Source organism: Georgenia sp. Z1491 (assembly GCF_049856175.1).
GTDB lineage: Bacteria > Actinomycetota > Actinomycetes > Actinomycetales > Actinomycetaceae > JB111.
Genome location: NZ_JBNDNA010000002.1, coordinates 8,177 through 34,607 on the forward strand (window position 1 = coordinate 8,177; position 26,431 = coordinate 34,607).

At 72.3% G+C, this 26,431-nt stretch carries 28 protein-coding genes; 15 read left to right on the forward strand and 13 right to left on the reverse strand.

The features are described 5' to 3' along the window. Positions 1-97 precede the first annotated feature (97 nt). Complete coding sequence (locus ACPYO4_RS02520) at positions 98-355, forward strand: FitA-like ribbon-helix-helix domain-containing protein (protein WP_425707640.1); 258 nt, start codon at positions 98-100, stop codon at positions 353-355. Next, entirely contained in the window at positions 352-741 is a 390-nt protein-coding gene (locus ACPYO4_RS02525; RefSeq protein WP_425707641.1) for a type II toxin-antitoxin system VapC family toxin, read from the forward strand. The genes ACPYO4_RS02520 and ACPYO4_RS02525 overlap by 4 nt, the downstream gene beginning before the upstream one ends. A gap of 80 nt (positions 742-821) precedes the next feature. On the opposite strand, the gene ACPYO4_RS02530 is transcribed toward ACPYO4_RS02525, so the two are convergent. Continuing rightward, entirely contained in the window at positions 822-1,415 is a 594-nt protein-coding gene (locus tag ACPYO4_RS02530) for a hypothetical protein (RefSeq protein ID WP_425707642.1), read from the reverse strand. A 524-nt stretch (positions 1,416-1,939) separates the two neighbouring features. On the opposite strand from ACPYO4_RS02530, the gene ACPYO4_RS02535 reads away from it, so the two are divergent. Next, a complete protein-coding gene (locus tag ACPYO4_RS02535; RefSeq protein ID WP_425707643.1) occupies positions 1,940-3,004 on the forward strand; it encodes an O-antigen ligase family protein in 1,065 nt (354 codons plus the stop codon). A 5-nt stretch (positions 3,005-3,009) separates the two neighbouring features. Here ACPYO4_RS02535 and ACPYO4_RS02540 read toward each other — a convergent pair whose 3' ends face one another. From ACPYO4_RS02540 to ACPYO4_RS02555, 4 genes are all read right to left on the reverse strand, one after another. Beyond that, on the reverse strand, positions 3,010-4,506 hold the full coding sequence (locus ACPYO4_RS02540) for a bifunctional PIG-L family deacetylase/class I SAM-dependent methyltransferase (protein ID WP_425707644.1): 1,497 nt from the start codon (positions 4,504-4,506) through the stop codon (positions 3,010-3,012). Further along, positions 4,499-5,569 carry an acyl-CoA dehydrogenase family protein gene (locus tag ACPYO4_RS02545; RefSeq protein WP_425707645.1) on the reverse strand — a complete coding sequence of 357 codons (1,071 nt, stop codon included), beginning with the start codon at positions 5,567-5,569 and terminating at the stop codon, positions 4,499-4,501. The genes ACPYO4_RS02540 and ACPYO4_RS02545 overlap by 8 nt, the downstream gene beginning before the upstream one ends. Further along, on the reverse strand, positions 5,566-6,135 hold the full coding sequence (locus ACPYO4_RS02550; protein ID WP_425707646.1) for a CinA family protein: 570 nt from the start codon (positions 6,133-6,135) through the stop codon (positions 5,566-5,568). Before ACPYO4_RS02550 ends, ACPYO4_RS02545 begins: the two co-directional genes overlap by 4 nt. Before the next feature lie 126 nt (positions 6,136-6,261). Next, positions 6,262-6,990 (reverse strand): glycosyltransferase, encoded by a 729-nt coding sequence (locus ACPYO4_RS02555; RefSeq protein WP_425707647.1) that lies wholly within the window; start codon positions 6,988-6,990, stop codon positions 6,262-6,264. 134 nt (positions 6,991-7,124) lie between these two features. On the opposite strand from ACPYO4_RS02555, the gene ACPYO4_RS02560 reads away from it, so the two are divergent. After that, entirely contained in the window at positions 7,125-8,225 is a 1,101-nt protein-coding gene (locus tag ACPYO4_RS02560) for an FUSC family protein (RefSeq protein WP_425707648.1), read from the forward strand. A gap of 84 nt (positions 8,226-8,309) precedes the next feature. Next, on the forward strand, positions 8,310-9,152 hold the full coding sequence (locus ACPYO4_RS02565; RefSeq protein ID WP_425707649.1) for a formate/nitrite transporter family protein: 843 nt from the start codon (positions 8,310-8,312) through the stop codon (positions 9,150-9,152). Between the two features lie 46 nt (positions 9,153-9,198). Here the strand turns inward: ACPYO4_RS02565 and ACPYO4_RS02570 are convergent, their stop codons facing one another. Further along, complete coding sequence (locus ACPYO4_RS02570) at positions 9,199-9,609, reverse strand: type II toxin-antitoxin system VapC family toxin (protein WP_425707650.1); 411 nt, start codon at positions 9,607-9,609, stop codon at positions 9,199-9,201. A gap of 10 nt (positions 9,610-9,619) precedes the next feature. Continuing rightward, the gene (locus ACPYO4_RS02575) at positions 9,620-9,847 is read right to left on the reverse strand and encodes an AbrB/MazE/SpoVT family DNA-binding domain-containing protein (RefSeq protein ID WP_425707651.1); all 228 of its coding nucleotides are present in this window, start codon (positions 9,845-9,847) and stop codon (positions 9,620-9,622) included. Between the two features lie 199 nt (positions 9,848-10,046). On the opposite strand from ACPYO4_RS02575, the gene ACPYO4_RS02580 reads away from it, so the two are divergent. The 3 genes from ACPYO4_RS02580 to ACPYO4_RS02590 all read left to right on the forward strand — a co-directional run bounded on the left by ACPYO4_RS02580 (position 10,047) and on the right by ACPYO4_RS02590 (position 12,626). Beyond that, complete coding sequence (locus ACPYO4_RS02580) at positions 10,047-10,364, forward strand: ArsR/SmtB family transcription factor (protein WP_425707652.1); 318 nt, start codon at positions 10,047-10,049, stop codon at positions 10,362-10,364. A 3-nt stretch (positions 10,365-10,367) separates the two neighbouring features. Next, complete coding sequence (locus ACPYO4_RS02585) at positions 10,368-10,997, forward strand: SRPBCC domain-containing protein (protein ID WP_425707653.1); 630 nt, start codon at positions 10,368-10,370, stop codon at positions 10,995-10,997. A 555-nt stretch (positions 10,998-11,552) separates the two neighbouring features. Next, complete coding sequence (locus ACPYO4_RS02590; protein ID WP_425707654.1) at positions 11,553-12,626, forward strand: 3-deoxy-7-phosphoheptulonate synthase; 1,074 nt, start codon at positions 11,553-11,555, stop codon at positions 12,624-12,626. Between the two features lie 240 nt (positions 12,627-12,866). On the opposite strand, the gene ACPYO4_RS02595 is transcribed toward ACPYO4_RS02590, so the two are convergent. Both ACPYO4_RS02595 and ACPYO4_RS02600 read right to left on the reverse strand, forming a co-directional pair. Further along, on the reverse strand, positions 12,867-13,286 hold the full coding sequence (locus ACPYO4_RS02595) for a type II toxin-antitoxin system VapC family toxin (RefSeq protein ID WP_425707655.1): 420 nt from the start codon (positions 13,284-13,286) through the stop codon (positions 12,867-12,869). Then, entirely contained in the window at positions 13,283-13,537 is a 255-nt protein-coding gene (locus ACPYO4_RS02600) for a FitA-like ribbon-helix-helix domain-containing protein (RefSeq protein ID WP_425707656.1), read from the reverse strand. The genes ACPYO4_RS02595 and ACPYO4_RS02600 overlap by 4 nt, the downstream gene beginning before the upstream one ends. Positions 13,538-13,927: 390 nt before the next feature. On the opposite strand from ACPYO4_RS02600, the gene ACPYO4_RS02605 reads away from it, so the two are divergent. Continuing rightward, a complete protein-coding gene (locus ACPYO4_RS02605) occupies positions 13,928-15,412 on the forward strand; it encodes an RNB domain-containing ribonuclease (RefSeq protein WP_425707657.1) in 1,485 nt (494 codons plus the stop codon). Positions 15,413-15,592: 180 nt separating this feature from the next. On the opposite strand, the gene ACPYO4_RS02610 is transcribed toward ACPYO4_RS02605, so the two are convergent. Both ACPYO4_RS02610 and ACPYO4_RS02615 read right to left on the reverse strand, forming a co-directional pair. Then, positions 15,593-17,623 carry a heavy metal translocating P-type ATPase gene (locus tag ACPYO4_RS02610; RefSeq protein WP_425707658.1) on the reverse strand — a complete coding sequence of 677 codons (2,031 nt, stop codon included), beginning with the start codon at positions 17,621-17,623 and terminating at the stop codon, positions 15,593-15,595. A 128-nt stretch (positions 17,624-17,751) separates the two neighbouring features. After that, positions 17,752-17,988: a heavy-metal-associated domain-containing protein gene (locus ACPYO4_RS02615; protein ID WP_425707659.1), complete on the reverse strand. Its 237-nt coding sequence runs from the start codon at positions 17,986-17,988 to the stop codon at positions 17,752-17,754. 124 nt (positions 17,989-18,112) lie between these two features. On the opposite strand from ACPYO4_RS02615, the gene ACPYO4_RS02620 reads away from it, so the two are divergent. Further along, positions 18,113-18,796 (forward strand): Crp/Fnr family transcriptional regulator, encoded by a 684-nt coding sequence (locus ACPYO4_RS02620; protein ID WP_425707660.1) that lies wholly within the window; start codon positions 18,113-18,115, stop codon positions 18,794-18,796. A gap of 145 nt (positions 18,797-18,941) precedes the next feature. Then, positions 18,942-19,640 carry a heme oxygenase (biliverdin-producing) gene (locus ACPYO4_RS02625; protein ID WP_425707661.1) on the forward strand — a complete coding sequence of 233 codons (699 nt, stop codon included), beginning with the start codon at positions 18,942-18,944 and terminating at the stop codon, positions 19,638-19,640. Between the two features lie 193 nt (positions 19,641-19,833). Here the strand turns inward: ACPYO4_RS02625 and ACPYO4_RS02630 are convergent, their stop codons facing one another. Further along, the gene (locus ACPYO4_RS02630; protein ID WP_425707662.1) at positions 19,834-21,096 is read right to left on the reverse strand and encodes an O-antigen ligase family protein; all 1,263 of its coding nucleotides are present in this window, start codon (positions 21,094-21,096) and stop codon (positions 19,834-19,836) included. Between the two features lie 162 nt (positions 21,097-21,258). On the opposite strand from ACPYO4_RS02630, the gene ACPYO4_RS02635 reads away from it, so the two are divergent. Beyond that, positions 21,259-22,356, forward strand: a complete 1,098-nt coding sequence (locus ACPYO4_RS02635) for a hypothetical protein (protein WP_425707663.1) — start codon at positions 21,259-21,261, stop codon at positions 22,354-22,356. Positions 22,357-22,548: 192 nt separating this feature from the next. Here ACPYO4_RS02635 and ACPYO4_RS02640 read toward each other — a convergent pair whose 3' ends face one another. After that, positions 22,549-23,520 (reverse strand): LacI family DNA-binding transcriptional regulator, encoded by a 972-nt coding sequence (locus ACPYO4_RS02640; protein WP_425707664.1) that lies wholly within the window; start codon positions 23,518-23,520, stop codon positions 22,549-22,551. A 228-nt stretch (positions 23,521-23,748) separates the two neighbouring features. Here ACPYO4_RS02640 and ACPYO4_RS02645 point away from each other — a divergent pair, with 228 nt between their 5' ends. Genes ACPYO4_RS02645 through ACPYO4_RS02655 form a run of 3 tightly spaced genes read left to right on the forward strand, consistent with a single transcriptional unit; the run spans position 23,749 to position 26,383 of the window. Beyond that, complete coding sequence (locus ACPYO4_RS02645) at positions 23,749-24,576, forward strand: ABC transporter permease (protein WP_425707665.1); 828 nt, start codon at positions 23,749-23,751, stop codon at positions 24,574-24,576. Further along, on the forward strand, positions 24,573-25,370 hold the full coding sequence (locus ACPYO4_RS02650) for an ABC transporter permease (RefSeq protein WP_425707666.1): 798 nt from the start codon (positions 24,573-24,575) through the stop codon (positions 25,368-25,370). The genes ACPYO4_RS02645 and ACPYO4_RS02650 overlap by 4 nt, the downstream gene beginning before the upstream one ends. Next, on the forward strand, positions 25,367-26,383 hold the full coding sequence (locus ACPYO4_RS02655) for an ABC transporter ATP-binding protein (protein ID WP_425707667.1): 1,017 nt from the start codon (positions 25,367-25,369) through the stop codon (positions 26,381-26,383). The genes ACPYO4_RS02650 and ACPYO4_RS02655 overlap by 4 nt, the downstream gene beginning before the upstream one ends. Positions 26,384-26,431 lie beyond the last annotated feature (48 nt).

Below are 26,431 nucleotides of genomic sequence, written 5' to 3' on the forward strand. Positions count from 1 at the left end.
TTGGTAGTCTTCCAGACCGTGGGTTTGGCCCATCCCCCCGCCGCCCGAGCCGGATCGATCCATACATTCTGCATAGAGTGTGAGCTAATCTGGATGCATGGCCTCACTGGTGCAGATCAGGAACGTGCCCGACGACGCGCGTCGGACGCTCAAGGCGCGGGCTGCCGCTCGTGGTGAGTCCTTGAACACCTACCTGTTGAAGCTGATCGAGCAGGAGGTCGCCCGGCCAACGGCTGCGGAGGTGCTCGACCGTGCAGCCAGCCGCAGCGAACGTGCGACGGCGTCTGCCGTCACCGTGCTCGACGAGGCGCGGGCGCAGCGCGAGGGCGAGCTCCCGCAGAGTTCGCCGACGTGATCGTCGTGGACAACGCCGCAGTGGTCGATGCCCTCACTGCGGTGGCAGGGACCGACGAGCTACGCGCCCGGCTCGCACAGGACGAGCTGCATGCCCCGAGCCTGATCGACGTCGAGGTGGTCTCTGCACTGCGGGGACTCACTCTCGGTGGCCACCTCAGCGCGGCCCGGGCGGAGGACCTGCTCACCGATCTCGACGACCTGCCCCTGCGGCGCTGGCCGTCCGACCATGCACTGCGACGGCGCGCCTTCCAGCTGAGGGACAACGTCTCCGCCTACGACGCCGCCTACGTCGCCCTGGCCGAGGCGATGGACTGCCCGCTGGTGACGCGCGACAGCCGCTTGGCTCGCTCGAGCGGCCACGGTGCGCGGATCGTGGTCCTGTAGCCGATCCGTGACGGGCGCCTCGGCGCGCGGGGGCGCTGGTGAGAAGGCGGGTGAATCACCTGCGTGAGGTTAGTTCATCACTATTGCTCTGAACCTTCGTGCACGACGACAACCCCGCCTATCGCCTCACGAAGCATTTCCAGGCTGTCGGAAGGCGCGTTGATGATCCAGTTCGCACCGACGAGCCACTCAAACTGCCCGACCTCTGCGAAGACCTCTCTGCTGGTCTCAACCTGCGCGTTGGCTTCGTCGGCGTTGATGTAGATTGAAAAGACGTCCTCGGTCGAACAACTGCCCGATTGAGCTGCCATCGGCATGTGGTTCGTCTGCTCCCAAGTAGCGCAGTCGTAACCAGCCCCGACGGCAGCATCGCGCAGATCCACTAGTGATCCGTAGCTTTGCGCTTCCACCTGCGGTGATGCACTGGGCGTGGGTTCGGGTTCCGATGTGGGCTCAGGGTCGGTCTCGGCGGGGCTCTCCTCCCAGCGATAGACCTGGTCGCGGGCATCCACCGACTGCGAAGTGGAATCGGTGGACGGGGTCTCCTGTTGCGTCGATGCAGGTGACGACTCGCTGGCTTCCCCGGACGGGGTGGCATCGGTGGGTTCGTCGCCGCTGCATCCCGTCAGCGTTGCAAACGCCACCAACGCCAATCCATAGACCGATTTACGCATCCGTGCGCTCCCGTGCTCTCGAAATGTCAATTCAAGGATATCTGAGTGCTACCGTAAGATTAATGTGATGTGCGGCGCATTTCGAAAGATGCCGGTGCTCCCAGTGCAACCAATGCTGGTGTTGCTCTAGTGCCGCACTCTCCCGACGAAGTGGCGTTGTGGCCGCTCGCCGCGAGCCCGTGGCTACGCTCGACGGTTCGTCATTCTGTTTGGGGGGGGCGATGCCGAGACCTTCGGCTTTGCGTCCGCGGGGATGGTTCGACGCGTGAGGACTACGAGGGGCAGGCGCCGTCGTCTCGCGGGGCCGCCCGGCCTGCGGGCTGAGCGCCGACCCCACACTCTTCCGCCGAGCCCACAGAGTCGGTGCCGAGCCTGCCCACGGCGCATGTGGGGTCGGCACTCGATGTGTGGGTTCGGCGTCTAAGGGGTGTACCGGGGGCGTCGCTACGTCGTCGGCCGGCCCTTGATGCCGACGCGGGTGGTCGGTGACGCGGTAGAGGTCGAGCTGACCTACCGTTCTCGGTGTGCTCGTTCCTCGCGGTCGCCGCCAGGTGGCGGACCGGTACCTGCTGGGGGCCGCGCTCCTCTGGGTGGCGTGGGTGCTCGCCGCCTCGATCCTTGCGGTGTCGACGGCCGGCTCCTGGGTGCCCTACGTGGTGGCGCCGCTCGTCCTCCTTCTCGGTGTGCTCATTGGTGGGCGGCTAGTGACGGCGTGGGAGCGGTGGTGGGTCGCGCCGGTCGCTGTGGTGGGCGCGCTCGCGGTGCTGGCAGCCGACGCGTTCTACGCCAACGCGCAGGCGGCCATCGGGGTCCAGGCCGTGGCGCTCGGCGTGCTCATGCTGGTCTCCGTCCTGCGCCTGGGGTTCAGCGAGCGGACTCCGCTCAGCGTCATCTCGGCTGTGCTGCTGGTCGTTCTCGGGGTCCTGCTCGCGTCGCGGTCGCAGGCGGCGCTCCTGCTCGCCGTCGTCGGGGCGGTGGCCGTGGTGGTGGCTGTGCTGGTGGCCCGGTGGCGGGGCGGACGCGTGCGGGGTACACGAGTGCGTCCGCGGAGTTGGGCCTGGGCCGGACGCGTGCGCGCGCAGAGGTGGGCCTGGGCCGGCGGCGTGATCGTCGGGTTGGCCGCCGTCGTCGTCGTGTGGCTCGGGAGCCGGGATCTGTGGCCGGGGCTCCTCACCGGGCGCTGGAGTCTGAGCGGTGCGCGGCACACGCTGTGGGCCGACGCGCTCGAGCTGTGGGCGCAGGCGCCGGTCGTGGGCGCGGGGCCGGGCTCGTTTGTCGAGCACTCCGCGCTGGCGGCGTCCGACCCGAGCCTGTCCGAGGTGCACTCGTCGGTCCTGCAGGTCGGCTCGGAGCTCGGTGTCATCGGCGTCGTGCTGTTCCTCGGCCTGCTCGCGGCCGGCCTGGCGGTGGCGGCGCGGGGGAGCGGGGTGTCCGGCGTCGTCGGGGTGGTGGCGTGGGCCGCACTGGCCGTGCACGCGATGATCGACCACCTCTACGAGTTCCCGCCGGTGGTGCTCCTCGCGGGCGTGGTCATCGGGTGGGCGGGGGCCGCCGGCGGCCCGGGCGGTGAGGTCGACCGCAGGGGCTGACGGTCCTACCCGCCGCCGAAGAACTCCCCGCTCGCCACGCTCGGGCGCGGTGGTCCGAACGTCTCGATGAGCACGTCCTCGTCGCGGTAGGACGCCAGCCGCTCCCAGCCCGGCTGGTCCGCCAGCGCACGATGGATCGCTTCGGCATCGCGGTACGCGCCGGGGATCGCATGCCGCCAGTGGGCCGCCGCGAGCACCCCATCTTCCGCGAGGGACTCTTGCGAGTAGCGGAGGGCGTCCTCGAACTCGCTGTCGCTGAGGTAGTACGCGAGCTCGCTGAGCACGACGAGGTCGAGCTCGCCCGCGGGCCAGTCGGCGACGCCGCCGACCCGGAAGTCCACGTGCGGGTGCGGGACACGCTCGCGCGCGGTCTCCACCGCGGCGGGGACGATGTCGGTGGCGAGGAGCTGCTCGCAGCGGTCCGCCAGCAGCGCCGTGAGCCCGCCGATCGAGCAGCCCGGCTCGTATCCCCGCCGGAACGTCCGCCGCGGCAGCATGGCCACCGTCAGGGCGTACTTGCGCTCCTCGTACCACCGCTCGTCGACCGACCACGGGTCCTCCCCGCGGTCATAGATCGCAGCGAACCCGGCCGCGCCGTGGGGGAAGACGACCTGGCGGCGGCGCAGCATCCGGTCCCGCACCCGGCGGGGCAGGACCACCTGGTGCTCCGGGTCCGCGCCCACGCGGCCGGCGGGCACGCCGAGGTCGAGGCTGATCTGCGAGCGGAAAGCCACCATCGCCGCGGACCGTGCGTGGTCGAGCTCGTCGTCGACGACCAGCACCCGGGCAGAGTCCCAGTCGACACCCGGGTGCTCGCGCGGCAGCGTGTGCTGCCACAGCCACACCGGGTATTCGACGAGTCGCGCAGTGGGGACGCGGGCCAGGGCTCGGCGCGCGGCGCGCCCGGTGGCGTCATGGTCCGGGTGCCCGTCGTGGCGCAGCGGTGCGGCCACCCACGTCCCCGGCGGGAGCTGGCCGAGCGCCTCGGCGATGCGCTCGGCGAGAGCGTCCTCGTGCTCGGAGACTCGCCCGTCGGGCAGCCGCAGCCGACTGCGCCGGATCTCGTGGTCCGGATCGGCATCGAGCTCCGCTAGCGTCGCGAGCGCGACGTCGGACTCCGCGGAGCGGACCTCGGCGAGGTCCTCCGGCGAGATGAGCTCGGGCGGGTGGGAGGCGTTGCCGTCGGTAACCGCGAGCACGAGCGTGGGGATCCCGGCGCGGGCGGCCGTGCCGAGCAGGGCGCCGGCGCCGAGCACCTCGTCGTCGGGGTGCGGGGAGACGACGACCAGCGCGGGTGCCTCGGCGGACTCGGCGGTCCCGGCGGACTCGTTCGCTCTGACGGGCCCGATTGTCGCGGCGCCGCCGGAGGCAAGGTCGGCGGGGCGGTCGTCGCCGGTCGGCGCCGCGCGCAGGGTCCACGGCTCGAGCCCGTCCTCGAATTCCCGCAGCACCGCCTCCGACGTGGCCGGCGCGGCGTCACCGCGGAACAGCGGCTCAGGCATCGCCGTCGGCGATCGCCGGCATGCCCGCCCCCGGGCGTCGCTCCGGGGTGTCCCCGCCGTTGGGGTCGAAGCCGATGATCGCCCCCCACAGGACGGACGCGTCCTCGCCCGCCTCGGCGCGGGCGGCGACCGCGGCGGCGATCTGGGCCTCGTCGGCCTCGGCGTGGGTCTGGCGGATGTAGACGCCGAGATCGGCCACGCGCCGTGCGTGCTCGCCGTCCGCGCACAGGGGGCCGGCGCCGAGGCCCCGGCCGACGCGCGCGATGACGGTGGTGGCGAGGCGATCGATCCGGGTGCGCACCGAGAGGGCCCGCGCCGTTCGCAGCCCCGCGCGGTCGTCGGGGTCGGCGTCGATCGTCGCGGCGGCCTCGGTGAGCAGCGCCCACCCGGCCGCGAGCTCCGCGGCGGTCGCGCCGGCGTGCGCGCGGACCAGCTCCGAGGCGCCGGGGCGGGCGGCCCGGGCCAGGAGGGGAGCCGCGACGCCCGCGGCCCCGCCGAACCAGCAGGCGGCCACGCCGGCCCCGCCGTGCCAGAAGCCGGGCCGGTCGAGGTAGTCGGCGTGGCTGCCCAGGCGGCGCGCGGGTACCTCCGAGAGCTCGACCCAGCCGGAGTCGCTGTCCGCCATGCCCACGGCCGGCCACGTGTCCGGCACGGCGCGCACCCCGGGCCGGCGCAGGTCGACGGCGAACAGCGCCACCGCACCGCCGTCCCCGTCGACGGTGGCCGTGACGAGCGCGTGCGTGCACAGCGACGCGCCCGAGCACCACGGCTTGGTGCCGGACAGCGTCCAGCTGCCGCCCGCCTCGGCGGCGTAGAGCCGGGGGCTGGGTGGCTCGGCGGCCCAGACGCCCCAGTGGGTGCCGGGCGCCACCAGCTCGGGCGCACCGAGGTCGGTGGTGATCGCCACGGCGTCGGCGTGTGCCTCGGCGAGTCGGCCGGTCACGACGTTGCGCGCCGTCAGCCGCGCGAGGTCGCGCCATCGGGCGAGGGTGGCCCCGCGGCCCGGCAGAGGGAGGTCCAGCTCCGCGAGCAGCGGACCGTAGGTGCCACGCGCGGGGCTCACGCGTGCGCCGTCGTCGGGTCGGTCGCGTTCGTCGACCCTGCGGAGGGGCGCTGGTGGTGCCGCTCGTCGTCGGGCCCCCAGCGCGTGGCCGCCTCCCACAGCATCTCGAGCGCGCGCTCCTCGGTCCGGGCGAGGATCTCGAGCGGCTCGCCGTCGACGTGGTGCAGCTCCGAGTGCACCTGGTCCCCGAAGAGGACGGCGAGCCAGGTGGTGCCCGGCTCCTGGCCCTCCTGGGTGGTGGGGCCGCCGGCCCCGGAGGTCGCGACGGCGAGGTCGGCGGCCATCAGGACGCCCACCGAGCGCGCCATCGTCTCCACCGCTTGCTGGGAGATGACCGGGCCGTGCGGGACGCCGAGGACCCGGCGCTTGACCTCGGCGGAGTAGCAGACCACGCCGCCGGCGAACCACGCACCGGAGTCGGGCGCGGCCGCCAGCTGGGTGGCGATCTTGCCGCCCGTGAGGGACTCGGCGACCGCGGCCCGGAGGTCATTCGCCAGCAGCACGGCGGACAGGCGCCTGGCGATCTCTCCGGCTCGCTCCTCGTGCTCCTGCGACAACGTCGCCATCACGTTCCTTCCTGTGCTCGGGCTGTGCTGAGGTCGCTCGCTCCTCGAAGGACGCGTGCCCGTGCCTCGCGCTGCGCTGATAGTAGGTCGAGGGCGGGTGGGCCGCCGGGCGCGTCGATGCGGCGGTCAGCCGGAGCGCACCCTGGCCGGGGCGAGCCCGCCGGCCAGGTGGGCGAGATCGTCCGCGAAGCCGGCGGGTGCGCGGCCGGCGGTGCGCCGCGAGGTGACCACGGGCATGTCCAGGGCGCGCACCGTGCACAGCCCGCGGGCCGCGGCGCGGCGCACGAGGTCGACGTCCTCGCCGGTCCGCAGCGGTCGGAAGCCGCCGAGGAGCCGGAAGGCCTGCGCGGAGAAACCGAGGTTGGCGCCGTGCACGTGGTCGTGGCCGCGCGCGCTGACGGCGCTCGCGTACTGCTCGGCCCAGGCGCGGTCGAGGGGGTCCTCGGCGTGGCCGCCCTCCAGCGCGACGGTCCCCACCACGAGGTCGACCTGCCTCGACCGGTATCGAAGGTGCGCCGCGACCCAGTCCTCGGGGACCACGGAATCCGCGTCCGTCGTCGCGATCCAGGAGCGGGGGTCCGATGCGGCGCCGGACAGCAGGGCGCGGGCGCAGCCGGCCCGGCGGGCGGCACCGACGTTGCGCGCCTCGATCTCGAGCACCGCCGAGCCGCGGGCCCGGGCGATCTCCGCGGTGCCGTCGGTGCACGAGTCGGCGACGACGATGACCCGCATCTGCGCCCCGGCCGCTCCGGCGGCCGCCCACAGGGAGTCGAGCGTGCGCCCGATCAGCGCCTCCTCGTCACGCGCGGGGACGACGACCCAGACGTCGGGCCGGCACGCAGGACCCACGCTCACGACTGGCCTCCTCACGGCGCGCCGGGTCGACGCGCGCGAGCGCACGCCGTCACGGGCAGTGCACCACAGCGCGGACCGTCTCGCCCGGCGAGGTGGCCGGCAGGGGCGGCGCCGGGTGCAGGAACAATGGGCGGATGCGCCGACTGCGAGAGCTGGCCCTGCGGCCACAGTTCACGACCGACCTGCTGCAGATCCTCAAGAGCGTCGTCGCGGCCACCGCGGCGTGGTGGGTCTCAACCACCGTGCTCAGCTCGCCGCTGCCCTTCCTCGCTCCGTGGACGGCGCTGCTGACCGTGCACGCCACGGTCCACCGATCGCTGTCGCGCGGGGTGCAGTCGACGGTGGCCTCGACGCTGGGCGTCGGGCTGTCGTTCCTGGTGGGCGCCTACCTCGGCGTGAGCGTGTGGACCTTCGCTCTCGCACTGTTCGTCGGGCTGGCCGGAGCGCGGATCTCCTGGATCCGGGACGAGGGCATCGCGATCGCCACCACCGCGATCTTCGTCCTGGGCAGCGGTTTCTCCGAGCAACAACCGCTGCTGCTCGACCGCATCATCGAGGTCGGCCTCGGCGTGGGCATCGGGGTCGCGGTCAACCTGCTGGTCATCCCGCCGCTGCGCGATCAGCAGGCTTCGCGCTACGTCGACAGCATCAATCGCCGGATCGGAGACGTCCTGGTCAACATGGCCGACGAGTTCTCGAACTCCTGGGAGACCGACAAGGCCGAAGCGTGGCGGGAGGAGATCGAGTCGATGACACACGAGCTGAACACCGCGTGGCAGTCGGCGCGCTTCGCCACCGAGAGCAGGCGGTACAACCCTCGGGCACGACTCGCTCGTCGGTCAAGGCCAGGCGAGGAGGTCAGCTACGAGAACATCCTCGAGCGCGTCGACGAGGGGATCTCGCACCTGCGGCACCTGGCCCGGACCCTGTACGAGGCCGCCTACGCCGAGGGCGCCTGGGACGAGGACTTCCGCGAGCGATGGACCACGATCGTGCGCGACACGGGACTCGCCGTCGCCGATCCCGACGCGGACGTGGAGCCGGTCCTCGGCCGGCTCACCGCCCTGGCACGGGACCTGTCCCACAAGCACGACCTGCCGGCGGAGAGCTGGCCGCTCTACGGCTCCCTCTTGTCCGGCGTGCGGCACATCGTCGTCATCATCGACGACGTCGCCTCGGCCCGGGAGGCGCGCGAGGCCGGGGCGAGCAATCCGCGGACAAGCGGCTCGTCGTAGGCATGCGTCGACGGGCGGGCGGTGCTCGCCGGCAGGTAGGCGGCCCGGGCGGCGAGGTTCGGCGCGCGTCCTTACGCTGAGCGGATGGATCAGAGCGAGCAGCGGCGGCGCCTCGGCAGCACGGACTTCGACATCGAGGACGGGTTGGCCCAGGAGGCCGCCGCCACCGTGGTCAAGGGCTCGGAGCGGCTGAACCGGACCTGGCCCGAGCTCATCGTCACGGGGTTCTTCGGCGGGATCGACGTCGGTCTCGGCATCCTCGCGATGCTGCTCGTCAAGCAGGCCACGGGCTCCGACATCCTCGCCGGCATGGCCTTCGGGATCGGCCTGCTGGCGCTCAGGCTCGCGCACTCCGAGCTGTTCACCGAGGAGTTCCTGCTGCCCATCAACGCGGTGCTCGCCGGCCAGGGGACGTGGCTGCAGATCGCCCGGTTGTGGTCGGTCAGTCTCGTCACCAACCTCCTGGGCGGCATCGTGTTCGCCTGGCTCATGGTGCTCGCCCTGCCCGGCTACCACGCCACCATCACCGCCAGCGCGCTGAGCTACCTCGAGCAGCCGTCGGCGGCCGTGACGATCGCCCTGTCCGTGCTGGCAGGGGCCACGATCACCCTGTCGACGCGTATGCAGCAGGGCACGTCCAACGACGTCGTCGCCGCGGTGACCTGCATGGCCTCCGGGCTCCTGCTCATCGGATTCGGGATGCTGCACGGCGCGCTCAACGCGCTCGTCATCTTCGCGGCGATGTTCGCCGGCGCCGACATCTCGGTGGGGGACTTCCTCCAGTGGTTCGGCCTGGTCATCCCGTTCAACATGCTCGGCGGCCTGCTGATCATCACGCTGCCCCGTGTGGTGCGGACGTGGCGGCTGCTGCGGGGGCTGAACCGCGGTGACTTCACGCTCGAGGAGCTCGAGCGGCAGGCGGGGTGACGGGGGTTGCTGAGTTCGGTTCGGACTGGTCGCACGGCCGACCGGGCTACTCCGTGCCCGGCGTGAGGAGGGTGAGACCTGGGAAGTAGGTGCGGTACCGGCGCGCGTCGCGGGTGAGTAGCTGGTATCCCGCGACAGCGGCATGTGCACCGATGTAGAAGTCGGGCATCGGCGACGTCTTGGTTCCGCCCCGGCGGCGGTAGTCGACAAGAGCCTTTCCGGCAACGAAGCCCGCCGCGTACGGCAGTGGTTCGCGCCGGAACGCGGTGATCGGCAGCGCCACGTCGAGCTCCTCGATGCGGTCGAAACCGACGGACACCTCGGCGTAGACGAGCGGATTGATAACCGACTCGCCGTCGTTCAGGACGCGTTCGAGTGCCTCGCCGGACCAGCTCGACCACACGGGGTCGTCGGTGAGGATGTCGAGCAGCACGTTGGAGTCGACCAACGTGATCATGGGCGCGCGCTCACTCGCCACGAAGCAGCGTCATCAGCTCGTCCGTGGACCGGGTTGTGGTCGCGGTACCGCGCATCCGGCCGACCACACGCTCGCCCCTGCTCCCGCCCGGCGAGCTGTGCACGATGCGCAGCGTGCCGTCGTCGTCGATGACGTCGACCTCGTCCCCCTCGGAGAAGCCATGCCGGTGCCGCAGATCGGCCGGGATGGTCACTTGTCCTTTGCTGTTGAGTCTCATCGCACCTCCTGACACGTTGCTGGTGTATTACACGATACTGCGGGAGGTGCGCTTGTGGGAGTCACTGTGGAGGTGGGCGCCGTGCGCCGCTGACTTCTAGATGACTCGGATCGCGGCGGCCCTGGGTCGATGGAGGTGGCAGTGCCAATCGCTATCCAATGCATTGACAGGCATATGCGTGTAGAGGAATATTCCGGGTATGGCCGAGCGCGAGGTGTTCACGGTGATCGGGGACCCGACCCGGCGTCGCATCCTCGAGCTGCTGCGCGACGGGGAGCGGTCGGCCGGCGAGCTGGTCGTCGCACTGGACGCTCCGCAGCCGAACGTGTCCAAGCATCTACGTGTGCTGGGGGAGGCGGAGCTGGTGCGGGTGCGGGTCGAGGGGCCGCGGCGCCAGTACCGGCTCGCCCCGGAGGGTCTGCGTGACCTCGACTCGTGGCTGCAGCCGTTCCGGGAGATCTGGGCCGACCGGCTCGACGCGTTGGAGCGCCACCTGGACGAGACGAACGAGGAGTAGGACATGACCGACGAGCACGGACGACTGGGCACGGTCGAGCGCGACGGCGACACGGTGCGGCTGCGGTATGTGCGGCACCTTGCGCACTCGCCGACCACCGTCTGGCGCGCCCTCACCGAGTCGGCCGGACTGCGGCACTGGTTCCCGGCCGACATCGTCGGCGAGCGGGCCGCCGGCGCCGAGGTGCAGCTGCCGTTCTGGCCCGAGGGGGCGCAGCAGAGCATGGAGATGCTCGACGAGGCCGGTGTGGACACCACCGGCATGGATCCCGACGAGGTGCTCCCCGGCCTGATCCGAGCCTTCGACCCGCCGACGCTCTTCGAGCTGGTCTGGGGCAACTCGGAGGGTGAGGCGGACGTCCTGCGGTTCGAGCTCGAGCCGGTCGACGGCGGGACTCGGCTCGTGTTCACGACGTGGCCCGGCGAGCCCGGGCCGCTCGGCCACGCCGGGACGGCTGCGGGGTGGCATGCGTGTCTGGACGAGCTGGAGTCCATGCTGCGTGGCGCGGCCGGTTCTGCCGGCGCGGCGGGTGTGGCGGGTCCTGCTGGTGCGAGTGGTGCCGCCGGTTCGCCCGACCGGGATGCCGCGCAGCAGTTGCGGGAGGAGTACGCCGCCCGGCTGGCCGAGGCCTGACGGGTGTTCCGGAGCCGGTCGGTGGCGACCGGAGGGGAGCGGGTGAGGCACCCGCGCTACCCCTCGGTATAACGGAGGTCGGGCCGCGTGCGGGCGCCGACGTCGGCACGTGAGGACGGCAGGCCCCGGGCCAAGGGGGGCGCGGCTGGTGTCGCGCGGACGGTAGCGGGTGTGGCGCCCGCGGGAGCTCTCGGTATAACGGAGGTCGGGCCTGACGCTGGCGCTTGGTGACGCACCCGTGCGAACCCTCCATTTATCGGAGGTTGGGCCGGGCGGCAATGGGGGGTCGGGGCGGCAACGGGGAGTCACGGCCCGCAACGTCGTCGATCCCATCTGGCGAGACGCGCGTGACGCCGACCGGTGGCGGGGACGTACGTTCCACACGTGCATACCGCTCGCCAGTATTGGTTTGGCGTGTCGGCCCCGGCCGGCGCGTTCATTCGCTGACGCGCGCAACCGGAGCCGACAGGGCGTGGACCATTGGGTCCGCGCCCTTTGCCATTCATGGCGGGCGCTCCGGACGGGGACGACCCGCCCCCGTCCGAGGAGAGCCCCATGACCGTTACCCCCACCGAACGCACCGTCGACCTGCGCGTGCGCCGCATGGCCCCGCTACCGACCCCCAGCGAGATCCTTGCCGAGCTGCCGCTCCCCGGTGACGCCGCCGCCCTCGTCTCGGGCTCCCGCAGCGAGGTCCAGGACATCCTCTACGGTCGGGACGACCGCCTGCTCGTCGTCGTCGGGCCGTGCTCCGTCCACGACCCGGCCGCCGCGATCGACTACGCGCACCGCCTCGCCGGTGCGGCCCAGCGGTTCGGCAGCGAGCTGGACCTCGTCATGCGCGTGTACTTCGAGAAGCCGCGCACCACGGTGGGCTGGAAGGGCCTCATCAACGACCCCGGCCTCGACGGCGGATACGACGTCCCCCGCGGCCTGCGCACCGCCCGGCGCGTCCTGCTCGACGTCCTGGACGCCGGCATCCCCGCCGGCTGCGAGTTCCTCGAGACCACCTCCCCGCAGTACATCGCCGACACCGTCACCTACGGCGCGATCGGCGCGCGCACGGTGGAGTCCCAGGTGCACCGGCAGCTGGCGTCCGGGCTGTCCATGCCGGTCGGCTTCAAGAACGGCACCGACGGCGACGTCCAGGTCGCGATCGACGCCTCCTTCGCGGCCGCGGCCGAGCAGACGTTCTTCGGCGTCGACGACGAGGGACGCGCCGTGCTCGTGGACACCGCCGGCAACCCCGACGGCCACGTCATCCTGCGCGGCGGGAGGGGCGGACCCAACTACGGGCCGGAGGGGGTTGAAGCTGCGCTGGGTCTGCTGCGCCGCGCGGGTCGGAGCGCGGGGCTGGTCGTGGACGCCAGCCACGCCAACAGCGGCAAGGACCACGTGCGTCAGGCGCAGGTGGCCGGCGAGATCGCTGAGGCCGTCGGGGCGGGGGAGCGCGGCGTCGTCGGGGTGATGCTGGAGAGCTTCCTCGTGGCCGGCCGTCAGGAGCCGGCGCCGAGCGGCCTGACCTACGGGCAGTCCGTGACCGACGCGTGCATGTCGTGGCAGACCACCCAGGACGTGCTCGAGGGGCTCGCGCGGGCGGTGGTGGCGCGGCGCGCGCGGCGGGAGTAATCATGCGAATCGGCGGCGGTGATGATGCGGGCCGGCGGATTGCCGTCGACCCCACACGCTTCCGTCGAACCCACAGGTTGTTCGCCGAGCCGGACCCCGGCGTCGGTGGGTTCGGCGCTCGGCGTGTGGGTTCGGTGCGGACCGGCGGTCAGTCGGTGATCGGTGCGGCGTCGTCGTGCGGGGGTGCAGTTCGGTGCCGGGCGCCCATGTCAACGGTCCCGACCTATCGCGGAGAACTGGTCAGCGTGCGTTCCACGGGTCGATCAGCTCGACATCGGCGCCATCGAAGTCCTGAATGTCTCGGGTGGCGACGGCGAAGCCGTGAGCCGCTGCGGTTGCTGCGATATAGCCATCGGCGGTGGGAAGAGGACGACCGGTGGCGCGGGCGGCGACGGCCATCTCCGCATAGCGTCGGGCTGCGTCCTGGTCGAACGGCAGTACCCGGCCGGGGAACAGGGCGAGCAGTCGATCGAGCGCCTGCGCGAGCCGGTCCTTCCTCACGCCGGCGGGTAGCGCGCCGATGCCGAAAAGGAGTTCCGCGAGAGTCACGCTGGACAAGTACAAGCTCTCGGCGGTCTGGGCGTTGAGCCAGCCCACCACGACCGGATTCGGCTCGGGGCGCATCGCCTCGGAGACGACGTTCGTGTCCAGGACGATCACGGCAGCGTCAGTGGTTCCGCCGGGCTCCGGTCGCGCACCGCGCCGAGCTCGTCGACGTCGTCATCGGTGAGTGCGAGGTCACGGCCCAGCGACGCCAGGGCATCTCCGAGCAGCACCCGCTGGGACGGGATGAGTGCGGCGTTGAGGATTTCCCGCACCTCCGCCTCCGCGCTGCGGCCGTGCTGGGCCGCGCGTACTCGTAGTGCGCGGTGCACTTCGTCGGGAACGTTTCGTACGGTCAGGACTGCCATCGATCCACCTCCACGATTGACAGCAGTCTAACGCAATGCTGTCATTGGTCGACCTGTCGGCAGACATCCACAGATCGCCGGCGAGATTGCGCGGGCGGTGGTGGCGCGGCCGTGCGCGTAGGGGGTGATCATGCGGGCCGGCGCGCTTCCGTCGAACCCACAGGATGTACGCCGAGCCGGACCCCGGCGTCAGTGGGTTCGGCGCTCGGCGATCGCGGCGGCCCGCGCCTCGTGCTGCTCCGAGAACGTCACCATCGCGGTCCTCCCTGCGGCCGGGACGCTCGACGTCGGGGGTTCCGGGCCGTCGGGTCACGCGCAGGGTCGATCGTAGAGGGCTCGTCGTCGAGCGCGCGGACGGCGCAGTGACCCCGGTCTCGTTACTGTCTACGCGTGCCCACACGCCACCTGCGCATCAACACCGCCGCCCCCGACGAGCTCAAGGCCGCCCTCGACGCCCTGGCCGCCGAGCTCGAGCTCCCCACCGCTTTCTCCCCCGAGGTGCTCGCCGAGGCGGAGGCCGCCGCCGAAGGCGCCGCCCTGCCTGCCAAGGACCTCACCGACCTCGACCTGGTGACGATCGACCCGCCCGGCGCGCGCGACCTCGACCAGGCCGTCCTCATCGAGCGCGACGGCGACGGTCACCGCATCCGCTACGCCATCGCGTCCGTCGGGTCGTTCGTGACACCGGGCGGGGCGCTGGACGAGGAGGTTCGACGTCGGGCGATGACCGTCTACGGACCCACCGGGTCCGTGCCCCTGCACCCCGAGGTGCTCTCCGCCGGTGCGGCGAGCCTGCTGGCCGGCCAGGTGGCGCCGGCCTGCGTGTGGGACGTGCGGATCGACTCCACCGGCGAGGTGCGGTCCTCCGCGGTGGAGCGGGCGCTCGTGCGCTCGCGCGCCCAGCTCACCTACGACCAGGTCCAGGACGCCCTCGACGGGCGCGCCCAGCTGGCTGAGGGCGTGCCCGCGGACCTGCCGCGACTGCTGGCCGAGGTGGGGCGGGCACGGCAGGCGCAGGAGGTCGCCCGCGGCGCGGTCTCGCTCGACTTGCCCGAGCAGGTCGTCGAGCTCGGCGACGGCGGGCGGTACGTCCTCGACAGCCGCACCGTCCTGGAGGTCGAGGGCTACAACGCGCAGATCTCCCTGCTCACCGGGATCGTGGCCGCCGAGATGATGCTCGGGGCGGGCGTGGGGATCCTGCGCACGCTGCCGCCGGCGCGCGAGAAGGACGTGGCGAAGCTGCGACGGACCGCCCACGCGCTGGGCGTGCCGTGGCCGGACGGGATGAGCTACCCGGACCTCGTGCGGTCGGTAAAGGCGAGCACGCCCGAGGGGGCGGCGTTCCTCAACGAGGCGACGGCGTTGTTCCGCGGGGCGGGGTACCTCGCGCTGCCAGTCTCGCCCGGTGAGGGCGGGGACGACGGCGAGGGCGGGGATGTGGTGTCGACCCAGCACGCCGCGATCGCGTCCGACTACGCACACGTCACCGCGCCGCTGCGCCGGTTGGTCGACCGGTACGGGCTCGAAGCGTGCCTGGCGATCGCGGCGGATACGGAGGTGCCGGGCTGGGTGCGGGAGGCGCTGCCCGAACTACCCAGTGCGATGGGTGCCCGCGGTCGGAGGGCGAGTGCGTACGAGCGCGGCGCCGTCGACGCCATGGAGGCCCTCGTGCTGCGCGGCCGCGAGGGGGAGGAACTGCGCGGGGTGGTCGTCGACGTCGACGAGAAGAAGCCGCAGCGCGGTGAGGTGCAGGTGGCCGAGCCGGCGGTGCACGCCGTCGTCGAGGGGGAGGGCCTCGAGCTGGGCGCCGAGGTGACTGTGCGCGTGGCCGAGGTGGATGTGCAGGCCAGAAAGGTGCGCGTCGAGGTGGTGTAGGGGCGGGGTCCGGTGAGCGCTGCGGCCTCTGCGACGAGCGGATGGGTTGTGCCACGAGCGGATGGACTGAGGGCATCCTCTCGTGACACGACCCATCCTTTCGATTGGGGGGGGCTGGCGGAGCAGGCCGACCGGGCGGACCCGGTGGCGCTGCCCTCGCACGGCGGGACCACCGCGGGTTCAGCGGGCGGCTGCGCGATCGTCCCGTGTGCGCCGCACGGCTTGATCCTGCTCGGTCCGCCGTTCCGGGGTGCGGCCGGCGCTCGAACCCGCACCGGCGCGGAGCCGGAGCAGCCGCATGGCGTTGGCGATGACCACCAGCACCGAGGCCTCGTGGACGAGCATGCCCACCGACATCGTCACGCCACCGGCGAAGACACCGGCCAGCAGCACGACCACCGTGGCCAGCGCGACCGCGATGTTCTGCCGCATGATCCGCGCGGTGCGCCGCGCCAGGTCGATGGCCTGGGGGAGCCTGAGCAGGTCGTCGGCCATGAGGGCGATGTCCGCGGTCTCCACCGCCACCGCGGACCCGGCGGCGCCCATCGCCACGCCGATGTCGGCGGTGGCCAGCGCGGGGGCGTCGTTGACGCCGTCGCCGACCATCGCCACGGTGTGCCCCTGACGCTGCAGCTCCGCGACGGCGTCGAGCTTGTCCTCCGGGAGCAGGGAGGCGCGGACCTCGTCGACGCCGGTCGCCGCGCCGACGGCCTCGGCGACCCGGTGGGTATCACCGGTGAGCATGACGACCGTCGACACCCCTGCCCGGTGCAGGCGCTCGACCATCTCGGCGGCGTCGGTGCGGACCTGGTCGGCCACCGCCAGGACGCCGATGACGGCGCCGTCCAGCGCGACGATCATCGGGGTCCTCCCCTGAGCGGCGAGCGAGTCGGCGACCTGCTCGGCGTCGGGCTGCTCGGGGAGCTCGTGGTGCGCGAGCAGGGCGGCGTTGCCGATGAGGACCTGGCGGCCGTCCACGACCGACGCGATGCCCTTGCCGGGGACCGGGGTGACAGCGCCGTCGATGGCATCCGGGGCGACGCCCTGGGCCGCGGCCGCCTCGAGGATCGGGCGGGCGAGCGGGTGCTCGGAGCCGGCCTCGGCGGCGGCGGCCCAGGCCAGTACCTCGGTGCGGTCCATCGCGGGGTCGAGGACGACGACGTCGGTCAGCTCGGGCCGACCCTCGGTGAGGGTGCCGGTCTTGTCGACGGCGACCGCGGAGATCCGCGCCGACGTCTCGAGGTACTCGCCGCCCTTGATGAGGATGCCGGAGCGGGCGGCGCGGCCGATGCCGGCGACGATGGCGACCGGGATGGAGATGACCAGGGCGCCGGGGCAGCCGATGACCAGCAGCGTCAGCGCGAGGACGATGTCACCGGTCAGTAGGCCGGCGACGAGGGCCAGCACCATGACGCCGGGGGTGTACCAGCGGGAGAAGCGGTCGATGAAGGTCTGGGTGGCCGCCTTGGCGTCCTGGGCCTCCTCGACCCGGTGGATGATGCGGGCGAGCGTGGTGTCGGCGCCGATCCCGGTGGCGCGCACCTGGAGGAAGCCGCCGCGGGAGACGGTGCCGGCGAAGACCTGGTCGCCGGTGGCCTTCTCGACGGGGATCGACTCGCCGGTGATGGAGGCCTCGTCCAGGGCGCCGGTGCCGGAGACGACCTCGCCGTCGACGGGAACCTTCGCACCGTTCTTCACCAGGACGACCTCGCCCATCGCGACCTGACCGGCGGGGATCTCCTGCTGCGCGCCGTCGCGGACGACGATCGCGGTGTCCGGGGCGACGGCCACCAGCTCGGCCAGCGCCGAGCGGGTCTTGCTCAGCGTGGCCGACTCCAGCGCATGCCCGACCGCGAACAGGAAGGTGACGGCGGCGGACTCCCAGAAGTTGCCGATGACGACGGCGCCGATCGCCGCGACGGAGACCAGCAGGTCGATGCCGATGACGCGCGCGGTCAGGGCGCGCAGGGCCTTGACCACGATGGGGTATCCGGCGACGACCGCCGCGGTCAGCATGAACACGTCGGCCAGGGTGAAGACGCCCGTGGCGTGGGTGGCGTGCCGTCCGGCGTCGAGCCACCACTGGGGCGTCAGCGCGAGGTTCGCCGCGCCGCCGGCGACGTGCTGCAGGGCGAAGGAGAAGAGGATGAGCGCACCGGAGATCGCGGGAACTGCCCAGTTCCCGCGCAGCCGGCGCTGAAGCGTGTGCACGTGAGTCACGACCTTTCCCGTCGCGAGGTGGAGAAGCTGGTGATGGGTGGGTGGAGGAGGACCGGGGCGATGAGGAGAGGGAGGGCGGGGCGCCCTCCCTCTCCTGACGTGGAGTGAGTGGCCGGGGGTCAGAACGCCGAGGGGGCGGCGCTGTAGCCCGCCTTGGCCACGGCAGCGACGAGGTCGTCGACCGAGGCCCGGGCCAGGTCGTGGTCAATCTCGATACGGGCGGAGGCGAAATGCACGGTGACGTTCTCGACGCCGTCGAGCCGGCCGACCTGCTTCTCGATCTTGGCCACGCACGAGGGGCAGGAGAAGCCCTCGGCCCGGAGGATCGTGCGGGTGGTGGCGGCGGTGGTGGTCATGTCGATCTCACCTGTCCTTTCGTCGTGGATTGCGGTGTCTTCGCAATCTAGGAAGGTGGCGCGGAGATCTCCTTGACGCAGGTCAAGTCCGGGCGAGGTGAGGGGCGCCGGGTAGATTCCGGGTATGTCCGAGCCTGATCTGTGCGTGGTCCGGGTCCCGATCTTCCAGGGGCTGACGCGCGCCGAGCAGGAGACGGTGGCGGAGGTCGTCCGACCCCTGCGGGTGGCCAGGGGCGAGACCGTGCACCTGCCCGGGCAGCCCGTGACCCGGGTGCTCGTGGTGCACAGCGGGCGGCTCAAGGTCAGTCAGACCTCGGCCAACGGGCACGAGCAGGTGCTGCGGACCGCCGGCGCGGGTGAGGTGGTGGGGGAGCGGGCCTTCCTCACCGGGCAGCGGTCCGAGGACCTCGTCGTCGCGATCGAGGACAGCCAGATGTGCGCGCTGGACCACGACGACCTCTCGGCGCTGCTCGGGCGCTACCCCGACATCACCCAACGGATCCTGCGCACGCTGTCCGATCGGCTGCACTCGACCGAACGGCTGCTGGCCGCGGTCACCTCCAGCGACGTCGGCGCTCGCGTGGCGGCCTACCTGCTCGACCTGCCCGTGAGCGTGCGCGACTCGGTGGTGGCGGTGCGGCTCCCGATGGCCAAGCAGGACATCGCGGGCTACCTGGGCACGACGCCGGAGACCCTGAGCCGGCGCCTGGCGGCGCTGTCCGACCGCGGGATCATTCGCCTGCAGGGGCGGCGGGACGTGGAGCTGCTGGACATCGACGCGCTCGAGGAGGTCGCGGAGCCGGGGTGAGGGTGAGCCGGTGGTGGATCACTCGGGTGTGGTGGTGCGCCGTCGTGCGGGGTCGGGGCCAGGTAAGGCTTGCCTGACCGGTGGGTTGACGACAGACTGTCAGCACACTTGATCGTGACGTGCCGTCAGCAACCCAGGAGCCCCCATGGCCACCACCACCCAGCCGCTGTCCGAGGTCCTGCGGGACGCCACCCGGCCGCAGCACGAGCACGCCGAGACGCGCTCCTTCGTCAGCGACCTCATGGGCGGGCGCCTGGGCCGTGCGGCGTATGTCGACCTGGCCCGTCAGCACCACGCGATCTACACCGCGCTCGAGGGTGCGGGTGACCGGCTGGTCGGTGGTGGGACAGGTGGTGACCCGGTGGCGGCGGCCTTCGTGCTGCCTGAGCTGCGGCGGGTGCCGAGCCTGGAGGCGGACCTCGCCACCCTCGCCGGCCCGACCTGGCGCAAGGAGCTCCCCGTGCTGGCGGCGACCGAGACCTACGTGGCGCGGCTGGAGGGCATCGCGGACGCGGCCACCTACCTGGCGCACGCCTACACCCGCTATCTCGGCGACCTCTCCGGCGGCCAGGCCATCGCGCGGATGCTCCAGCGCCACTACGGCATGACCGCTGACGATCTGACCTTCTACACCTTCACCGGGATCGAGAAGGTCAAGCCGTTCAAGGACCGCTACCGGGCACTGATCGACGACGCCGCGTTCGCGTCCGAGCAGCGCGATCGGGTGGTCGAGGAGGCCAAGGTGGCCTTCGACCTCAACGCCGCGGTGTTCGTCGCACTGGGCGAGAGGCACGTGGCCGCGGCGGAGGGCGGGCGCGAGACGGCGTCGTCGGGGGCGGCCTGAGTCGCATCCCTTACCTCGCGCGTCGGGACTCAGACCGTCTCTCCCGCTTCGAGAGGATGGGTTGTGTCACGAGGGGATGCCCTCTGCCCATCCTTTCGTGACAGAACCCATCCTTTCGATGAAGTGGTGGGGCTGCGGAGGAGGTGGATGGGGCTGAGCGGGGTACGTGGCCGGTCGGACAGTGGGCGCGTGGTCAAGCAGGTCGGTGGTGCGGGGCCGAGGCCCAGCCGAGGACGAGGCCCGCGGCCAGCGTGACGGGCGGGAACTCGTAGAGGTGGTCGATCATCGAGTGCACCGCCAGCGCGGTCCAGGCCGTGGTGGCCACGAGCGCCGCGCGACCTCCGCGTTGCGCCCCGACGGCCAGGCCTGCCGCGAGCAGCCCTGCCAGCAGCAGGACGCCGACCAGGCCGAGCTCGGCGGCGACCTGCAGGACCGAGGAGTGCACCTCGGACAGGTCGGCGCGCGTGGCGGCGATCGGTGAGGACGCGGCGAAGGAGCCCGGGCCCGAGCCGGTCAGCGGACGCTGCGACCACAGCTCGAGGGCGTCGACCCACAGGGCGTGCCGGGCACCGCTGAGGCTGCCGGAGGTCGACAGCCACGTGGGCCAGGTCGACAGGCCGCCGAGCCAGGTGACGACGGCGGCCGCCACCGCGATGACGGCACCACCGGCGATGACCAGGGTGCGCGGGGCGGTCAGACGGCGTCGGGACGGCAGGTCGCGGCGGACGAGCGCGAGGGTGAGGACGAGCGCGAGAACGACGACGAGCACGCCGGCAGCCTGGGCGCGACCCGCGAGGAGCACGCCGAGCACGACGGCGACGAGCGTCGGGACGGGCAGCGTGAGGTGGGTGACGCGGGTCGGTGCGAGGGTGTCTGGTTCGTGCCGCTCGTTGCTCAGCGCGAGCAGACCGGCCAGGGCGACGAGCTGGAGGCCGAACGCCGCCTGGGCGTTGGCGTAGAACGGGACGAGCAGGGCCAGGCCGGCGACGAGCGCGACGGCGGCGCTCAGGTGCGTGGTGGTGACCCCTCGTCGGGGAGCTGGTGCGTCGGTGGTGTCGTCGTCGGGGGAGCGACTGGGGTCGACGTGCGTGGAACGTGAGGCGAGCACCCGCCCCGCCGCGACGCCGGCGAGGATGACGACCGGCGCGATGAGGAAGGGCAGGGCGTCGGCGGACGGGCCGCCGTGGGCGAGCGAAGCGATCGCCGTGTATCCGAGCCACAGCGCGACCGCGAGCACCAGCAGGAGGTCGGCGCGCGAGTCCAGGCCGAGGTGGGACAGGCCACGACGGGCGGAGCGCTCGGCGGCGGCGAGGCGGGAGCGGGCGGTGGACTGGGAGGTCGCGCCGGTGCGCCGCTCGGCAGAGGACAGGTCTGCGCGGGAGCTGTCACCGGTGCGCGGCTCGCTCGGTGCGGAGTCCTCGGACCGGGGGAGTCCATGAGGCGCGTGTGGGGGCACGTAGGACGACGCTAGCGAAGTCGGGCAACGCGGGGGTGACGGGAGATCGTCCGTGAACGCGCGGTCGAGATCGCTCGACGTCTGTGGCCGCCACCCGCGGAGCCGGTGTATCTGGCGCCAGGGGCCGCATCCGCACACCTTGGTTCTGCCACACTCACCAGGATGCGCGCGAGGGCATGGATGGTGGGCGCAGCGGTCGTCGGCGTCGTCGGTGCCGGGCTGTTCCGGCCCGTGCGCTTCCCGCGGCCGGGCGGCCCGTTCGGGGTCGGCACGACGAGCCGGCACTGGGTGGATCGCACCAGGACCGAGATCCTCTCGTCCGAACCGGGCGAGGTCCGCGAGCTCGTCGCCCAGGTCTGGTACCCGACGACGGCGAGCCGCGGGGAGCGAAGCATCTACCTGGCCGATGCGCCCGACGTGTTCGCCTCACTCCTCCAGGCGCTGGGGGAGGTGACCGGTGGCCGCACATCGCCACCGTTCTTCCTCTTTCGCAAGCTCGCGCGATCGCGGACGAACGCGATCATCATTGCGCGCGTCGTGCGCGGGATCGAGCTCCCTGTGATCGTTACCGCCCACACGATCCTTGCCGAGGCGCTCGCGTCGCACGGCTACGTCGTCGTCGGGGTCGATCAGCCCTTTGTCTCCGCACGCACCCGGCTGGCCGACGGCCGTGTGGTGAGGATGAGGCGGCGCGGGCATCTCTACGACGGGCTCGGCGAGGACGAGGTCATCGCGCACCTGGCGGTCGACGTCAGCGTCGTGCTCGACGAGATCGCCCGGGACCCGGTGCTTGCCCGGACGAGCAGCACGGGATCGGCCGGCGTCGTCGGGGTCTCCCTGGGCGGCACCGTCGCGGCGGCGGCAGCGCGGACGGACCCGCGGATCGCGGCCTGCCTGATGATGGACGCGGCGATGCCGGCGTCGGTCGCTGCCGACGGGATCCCGTGCGCTGCGCTGTGGCTGACCCGGCCCGCTGAGGATATGCGCCGTGAGCGTCGACGGGCGGGTGGTTGGCCGGAAGAGGTCATCGAGAAGACCCTGGGGTCGATGAGAGCGGCGCTCGCACGTCAATCGCCGGGCACCGGGCGGCTCGTCAGCATCCCCGGCATGTTCCACATCGACTTCACCGACGCGCCCCACTGGTTCCCCTGGGCCCGCTGGGTCGGGCTGTCAGGTCCCATCGGCGCTCGGTGTGCGCACCGGATCATCAACCGGAGCGCCGAGTGCTTCTTCACGCGTGCACAGATCGGTGGTGGCTAGGCGCGTCCCCGGGTGATCATCGCAGTTCCTTCGTCGAGAGCATGGGTCGTGTCTCGAGAGCATGGGCGCTAGCCATGGCCTCGACGCACCACCCATGGTCTCGGCGCGATGAGTACGAGAGGCCAGGTGGGCGGGGGAGCGGGGCGCCCCGCTCCTGTCACCCGGGCCCCTCCGCCACCCACACTGACGCGCTCACGCCCGCCCGCGCGGCCCCGTCCACTGCTCGGCCAGCGGCACCTCGAGCCGCCGCGTCGGTGACACGGGGGCCTCACCGCCGAGCAGGGGCAGGAGCTGGTCCATCGCCGCCGCACCCAGGGCCTCGCCGTCGACGTCCACCGCCGTCGCGCCGGGGACCCCGACCACCTCGACGGCACCGTCCGGCGCCGTGCCCTGCCCGAACCGCGCCTGACCACGGGCGATGAGCTCGAACAGCACGCCCAGCCCCAGGTCAGAGGCATAGGGGATCGACACGCTCGCACCCGATTCCGCGACCGCCCCGGCCAGCGCGGATCCGGCGGCGAACGTCGCGGGGGAGGGGCCGAGCACCTCGACCTCCACGCCAACGGCCCGGGCAGCGGCGGCCACCGCCTTCGTGCGCTGGACGTTCTGCCACGACAGCTCGGGCCCGTTGAGGAAGGCGATCCGCCGGTGCCCGCCCGCCGCGAGCCGCCGCACCAGGGCCGCGAAGGCCGCCGCCGTGTCCGCCGCCACCGACGGGATCCCGTCGATCTCCCGGTCCACCAGCACGCTCGGCTTGAGCGCGCACGCCCGCCGCACGAGGTCGTCCGCGCCGCGCGGCGCCACGACGATCATGCCGTCGACCTGCGCGGCCAGCTGCTCGAAGCGGGCGCGTTCGTCCTCGTCCTCCATCGGGTGCACCGCCACCGTCAGGTGCAGGTCGGCGGCCTCGGCCCGCGCGTGCGCACCGGCGATGATCGGCGTGAAGAAGGCGTTGTGCAGGGTCGGGACCAGCAGGGGCACGATCCCGGTCCGCCCGCGCGCGAGCAGCTGCGCCCCGCGGTTGGGCACGAAGCGGAGCTCGGCGGCCGCCGCCTGCACCCGCTCGACGGTCGCCGGTGCCACGAGGTCGGGCCGGTTGAGCGCCCGTGACGCCGTCGCCTTCGACACCCGTGCACGGGCCGCGACATCGTTGAGCGTGGCCACCGGCGCCCCTTTCTGTCCTCCGGTCATTCTTGCCTCCCGACGGCGAGCGGAAGCCTCTCGGCGTCGACAGGGACCGGATCGGTCTGTACTCTCCCACCGTAACCGGTTGTGGAACCGGTTGTGGTCAATCCGGTCGGACGGTCAGCACGCACGCCCGAACATCGACCGCACCACGGCACCACACCGGGACCGGCACCGCCGACGCACCGCACGAGGGAGGGACCACCGATGCGCCACACGCGTGCCTCGACCGCCCTCCTGCTCCTGCCGGGCCTGGCCGTCCTGCTCGTCGGCTTCCTCGTCCCGGCCGTCGCGATGCTGCTCGCGCCGCCGGACGTCACCACCGGCGAGGTCCTGGCCCGGCTCGGGCAGATGCTCACCGACCCCTACGACCTCGCGATCATCGGTCGCACCCTCGGGCTCGGCCTCATCACGACGATCCTGTGCATCCTGCTCGGCTTCCCGATCGCCTACCTGCTCGCCCGGTCGACCTCCCGCTGGGCCGGCGTGCTGCTCGCGCTGGCGATCTTCCCGCTCCTGCTCAGCTCCGTGGTCCGCACCTTCGGCTGGCTCGTGGTCCTCGGCTCGCAGGGCGCGATCCCGCAGCTCCTGCTCCGCCTCGGCCTCGTCGACGAGGCGCCCCAGCTTCTCTACACGCCGCTGGCGATCGTCCTCGGCCTCACCCAGCTGTTCCTGCCGCTCGCCGTCGTCGCCTCCTACTCCGCGGTCGCGCAGGTCGACCCAGGGCTCGACGACGCTGCCCGCGGCCTGGGCGCCGGCAGGATCCGCACGTTCTGGACCGTGGTGCTGCCGCTGTCCCTGCCGGGCGTCGTCGTCGCCTCGGTCCTCGTGTTCGCCGGCTCGATCACCGCCTACACCACCCCCTACCTCCTGGGCGGCTCGCGCGAGCGCGTCCTCGCCACGCAGCTCTACACCTACGCCAGCACGACGATCGACTGGGCCGCCGCCAGCGCCACCGCCCTCATCATGACGATCCTCGTGTTCGCGATCTCGGGCATCTCGGCCGTCATCGGCCGCAGGGGAGCGACCTCATGAACACCCGACGCCCCGTCGCCGCGGCCCTCGCGGTCCTCGGCTACATCGTGATGATCGTGCCGATCCTGTTCGTCGTCGTCACGGCGTTCAGCTCCGGCAGCACGCTCCGGTTCCCGCCCGAGGGCTGGTCGCTGCGCTGGTTCGAGGAGGCGGTGACGTACGCGCCGTTCATGACCTCGCTCGTGTCCAGCCTCCAGCTCGCGCTGCTCGCCACCCTCATCGCGCTCGCCCTGGGCGTGCCGGTCACGCTCGCCATCCACCGCGGCCGCCTGCCCGGCAAGGGCCTGGTGGAGGGCCTGTTCCTCTCCCCGCTCATCGTCCCGGAGCTGGTGGTCGGCCTCGCGCTCTACCAGCAGCTGATGATCGGCCTCGGGCTCGGCAACTTCGAGACCCTCCTGTTCGGCCACACGGTGCTGATGTTCCCCTACGCCGTGCGCGTGACGGGCGCGTCGCTGGCCCTCATCGACCCGGCCGCCGAGGAGGCCGCCCGCGGGCTCGGCGCGGGGCCCGTGCGCACCTTCTTCACCGTCACGCTGCCGCTCCTGCGGCCGGGCATCATCTCGGCCGCCCTGCTCAGCTTCATCGCCTCGTTCAACAACGTGCCGCTGTCCCTGCTGCTGCAGAGCCGCGACTTCCGCACCCTGCCCGTCGTCATGCTCGATTACGTCCAGCAGAACTACACGCCCATCATCGCCGCGATCTCCGTGCTCATCCTTGCCGGCACCGTGCTGATCGCCATCATCACCGAGCGCACCCTCGGGTTCGCCAAGGTGTTCGGAGGGATCAACGGATGACCGCCGCACAGCTCATCGGCGTGAGCCAGGTCTTCGGCGACTTCACCGCCGTCGACGCCATCGACCTCACCATCCCCGAGGGGAGACTGACGACCCTGCTCGGCCCGAGCGGCTGCGGCAAGACCACCAGCCTGCGCATGCTCGCCGGCTACCTCGCGCCCACCTCGGGGACGATCCTCATCGGCGGGAAGGACGCGACGCGTACGCCGCCCGAGAAGCGCAACCTCGGCATGGTGTTCCAGTCCTACGCGCTCTTCCCGCACATGACGGTGGCCGACAACGTGGCCTACGGCCTCAAGGTCCGCCGCGTGGGGAAGGCCGAGCGGGCCCGCCGCGTGGCGGAGTCCCTCGAGCTCGTCGGTCTCGCGCACCTGGCCGGGCAGAAGCCCAAGAAGCTCTCCGGCGGCCAGCAGCAGCGCGTGGCGCTCGCTCGCGCCATCACCATCGGCCCCGAGCTGCTCCTGCTCGACGAGCCGCTGTCCAACCTCGACGCCCGCCTGCGCATCCAGATGCGCGCCGAGATCCGGCGGATCCAGGCCGAGACCGGCCTCACCGTGGTGCTCGTGACGCACGACCAGGACGAGGCCCTGGAGATGAGCGACGAGATGGTCCTCATGAAGGACGGCCGGATCCAGCAGCAGGGCGCGCCCCAGGAGGTCTTCCCGGCGCCCGCCAACCGGTTCGTCGCCGAGTTCCTCGGCTACGAAAACTTCCTCCACGCCCCCGACGGCGAACTTCTCACCGTCCGACCCGAGCACCTCCAGCTGGTCACCGAGTCGGCCGGGTCGGCCGGCGCGCCGACCGGGCTCGAGCTGTCCGGCACCGTCCTCGACGTGGCCTACCGCGGCGTCGACGTCCTCGTCACGGTGGCGGCGACCGACCCGGCCGGGGAACGCGTCGAGGTCACCGCCGACCTGCGCGCCTCGACGGCACCGCAGTTCGCCACGGGCGATCCCGTGCGCGTGCTCGTGCCCGAGCACCACGTGGTCCCGATCGCGGCCGAGGCCGCCTGACACCTCTCGCCCGCCCGACGCCGCACGACACCCACCCCCTGCCCGACG

Bases quoted from the DNA above. Each gene is read 5' to 3' on its own strand.
- ACPYO4_RS02520 (WP_425707640.1), top strand. From the start codon at position 98: ATGGCCTCACTGGTGCAGATCAGGAACGTGCCCGACGACGCGCGTCGG.
- ACPYO4_RS02530 (WP_425707642.1), bottom strand. From the start codon at position 1,415: ATGCGTAAATCGGTCTATGGATTGGCGTTGGTGGCGTTTGCAACGCTG.
- ACPYO4_RS02540 (WP_425707644.1), bottom strand. From the start codon at position 4,506: ATGCCTGAGCCGCTGTTCCGCGGTGACGCCGCGCCGGCCACGTCGGAG.
- ACPYO4_RS02550 (WP_425707646.1), bottom strand. From the start codon at position 6,135: ATGGCGACGTTGTCGCAGGAGCACGAGGAGCGAGCCGGAGAGATCGCC.
- ACPYO4_RS02560 (WP_425707648.1), top strand. From the start codon at position 7,125: ATGCGCCGACTGCGAGAGCTGGCCCTGCGGCCACAGTTCACGACCGAC.
- ACPYO4_RS02565 (WP_425707649.1), top strand. From the start codon at position 8,310: ATGGATCAGAGCGAGCAGCGGCGGCGCCTCGGCAGCACGGACTTCGAC.
- ACPYO4_RS02570 (WP_425707650.1), bottom strand. From the start codon at position 9,609: ATGATCACGTTGGTCGACTCCAACGTGCTGCTCGACATCCTCACCGAC.
- ACPYO4_RS02575 (WP_425707651.1), bottom strand. From the start codon at position 9,847: ATGAGACTCAACAGCAAAGGACAAGTGACCATCCCGGCCGATCTGCGG.
- ACPYO4_RS02580 (WP_425707652.1), top strand. From the start codon at position 10,047: ATGGCCGAGCGCGAGGTGTTCACGGTGATCGGGGACCCGACCCGGCGT.
- ACPYO4_RS02585 (WP_425707653.1), top strand. From the start codon at position 10,368: ATGACCGACGAGCACGGACGACTGGGCACGGTCGAGCGCGACGGCGAC.
- ACPYO4_RS02590 (WP_425707654.1), top strand. From the start codon at position 11,553: ATGACCGTTACCCCCACCGAACGCACCGTCGACCTGCGCGTGCGCCGC.
- ACPYO4_RS02600 (WP_425707656.1), bottom strand. From the start codon at position 13,537: ATGGCAGTCCTGACCGTACGAAACGTTCCCGACGAAGTGCACCGCGCA.
- ACPYO4_RS02615 (WP_425707659.1), bottom strand. From the start codon at position 17,988: ATGACCACCACCGCCGCCACCACCCGCACGATCCTCCGGGCCGAGGGC.
- ACPYO4_RS02620 (WP_425707660.1), top strand. From the start codon at position 18,113: ATGTCCGAGCCTGATCTGTGCGTGGTCCGGGTCCCGATCTTCCAGGGG.
- ACPYO4_RS02625 (WP_425707661.1), top strand. From the start codon at position 18,942: ATGGCCACCACCACCCAGCCGCTGTCCGAGGTCCTGCGGGACGCCACC.
- ACPYO4_RS02635 (WP_425707663.1), top strand. From the start codon at position 21,259: ATGCGCGCGAGGGCATGGATGGTGGGCGCAGCGGTCGTCGGCGTCGTC.
- ACPYO4_RS02645 (WP_425707665.1), top strand. From the start codon at position 23,749: ATGCGCCACACGCGTGCCTCGACCGCCCTCCTGCTCCTGCCGGGCCTG.
- ACPYO4_RS02650 (WP_425707666.1), top strand. From the start codon at position 24,573: ATGAACACCCGACGCCCCGTCGCCGCGGCCCTCGCGGTCCTCGGCTAC.
- ACPYO4_RS02655 (WP_425707667.1), top strand. From the start codon at position 25,367: ATGACCGCCGCACAGCTCATCGGCGTGAGCCAGGTCTTCGGCGACTTC.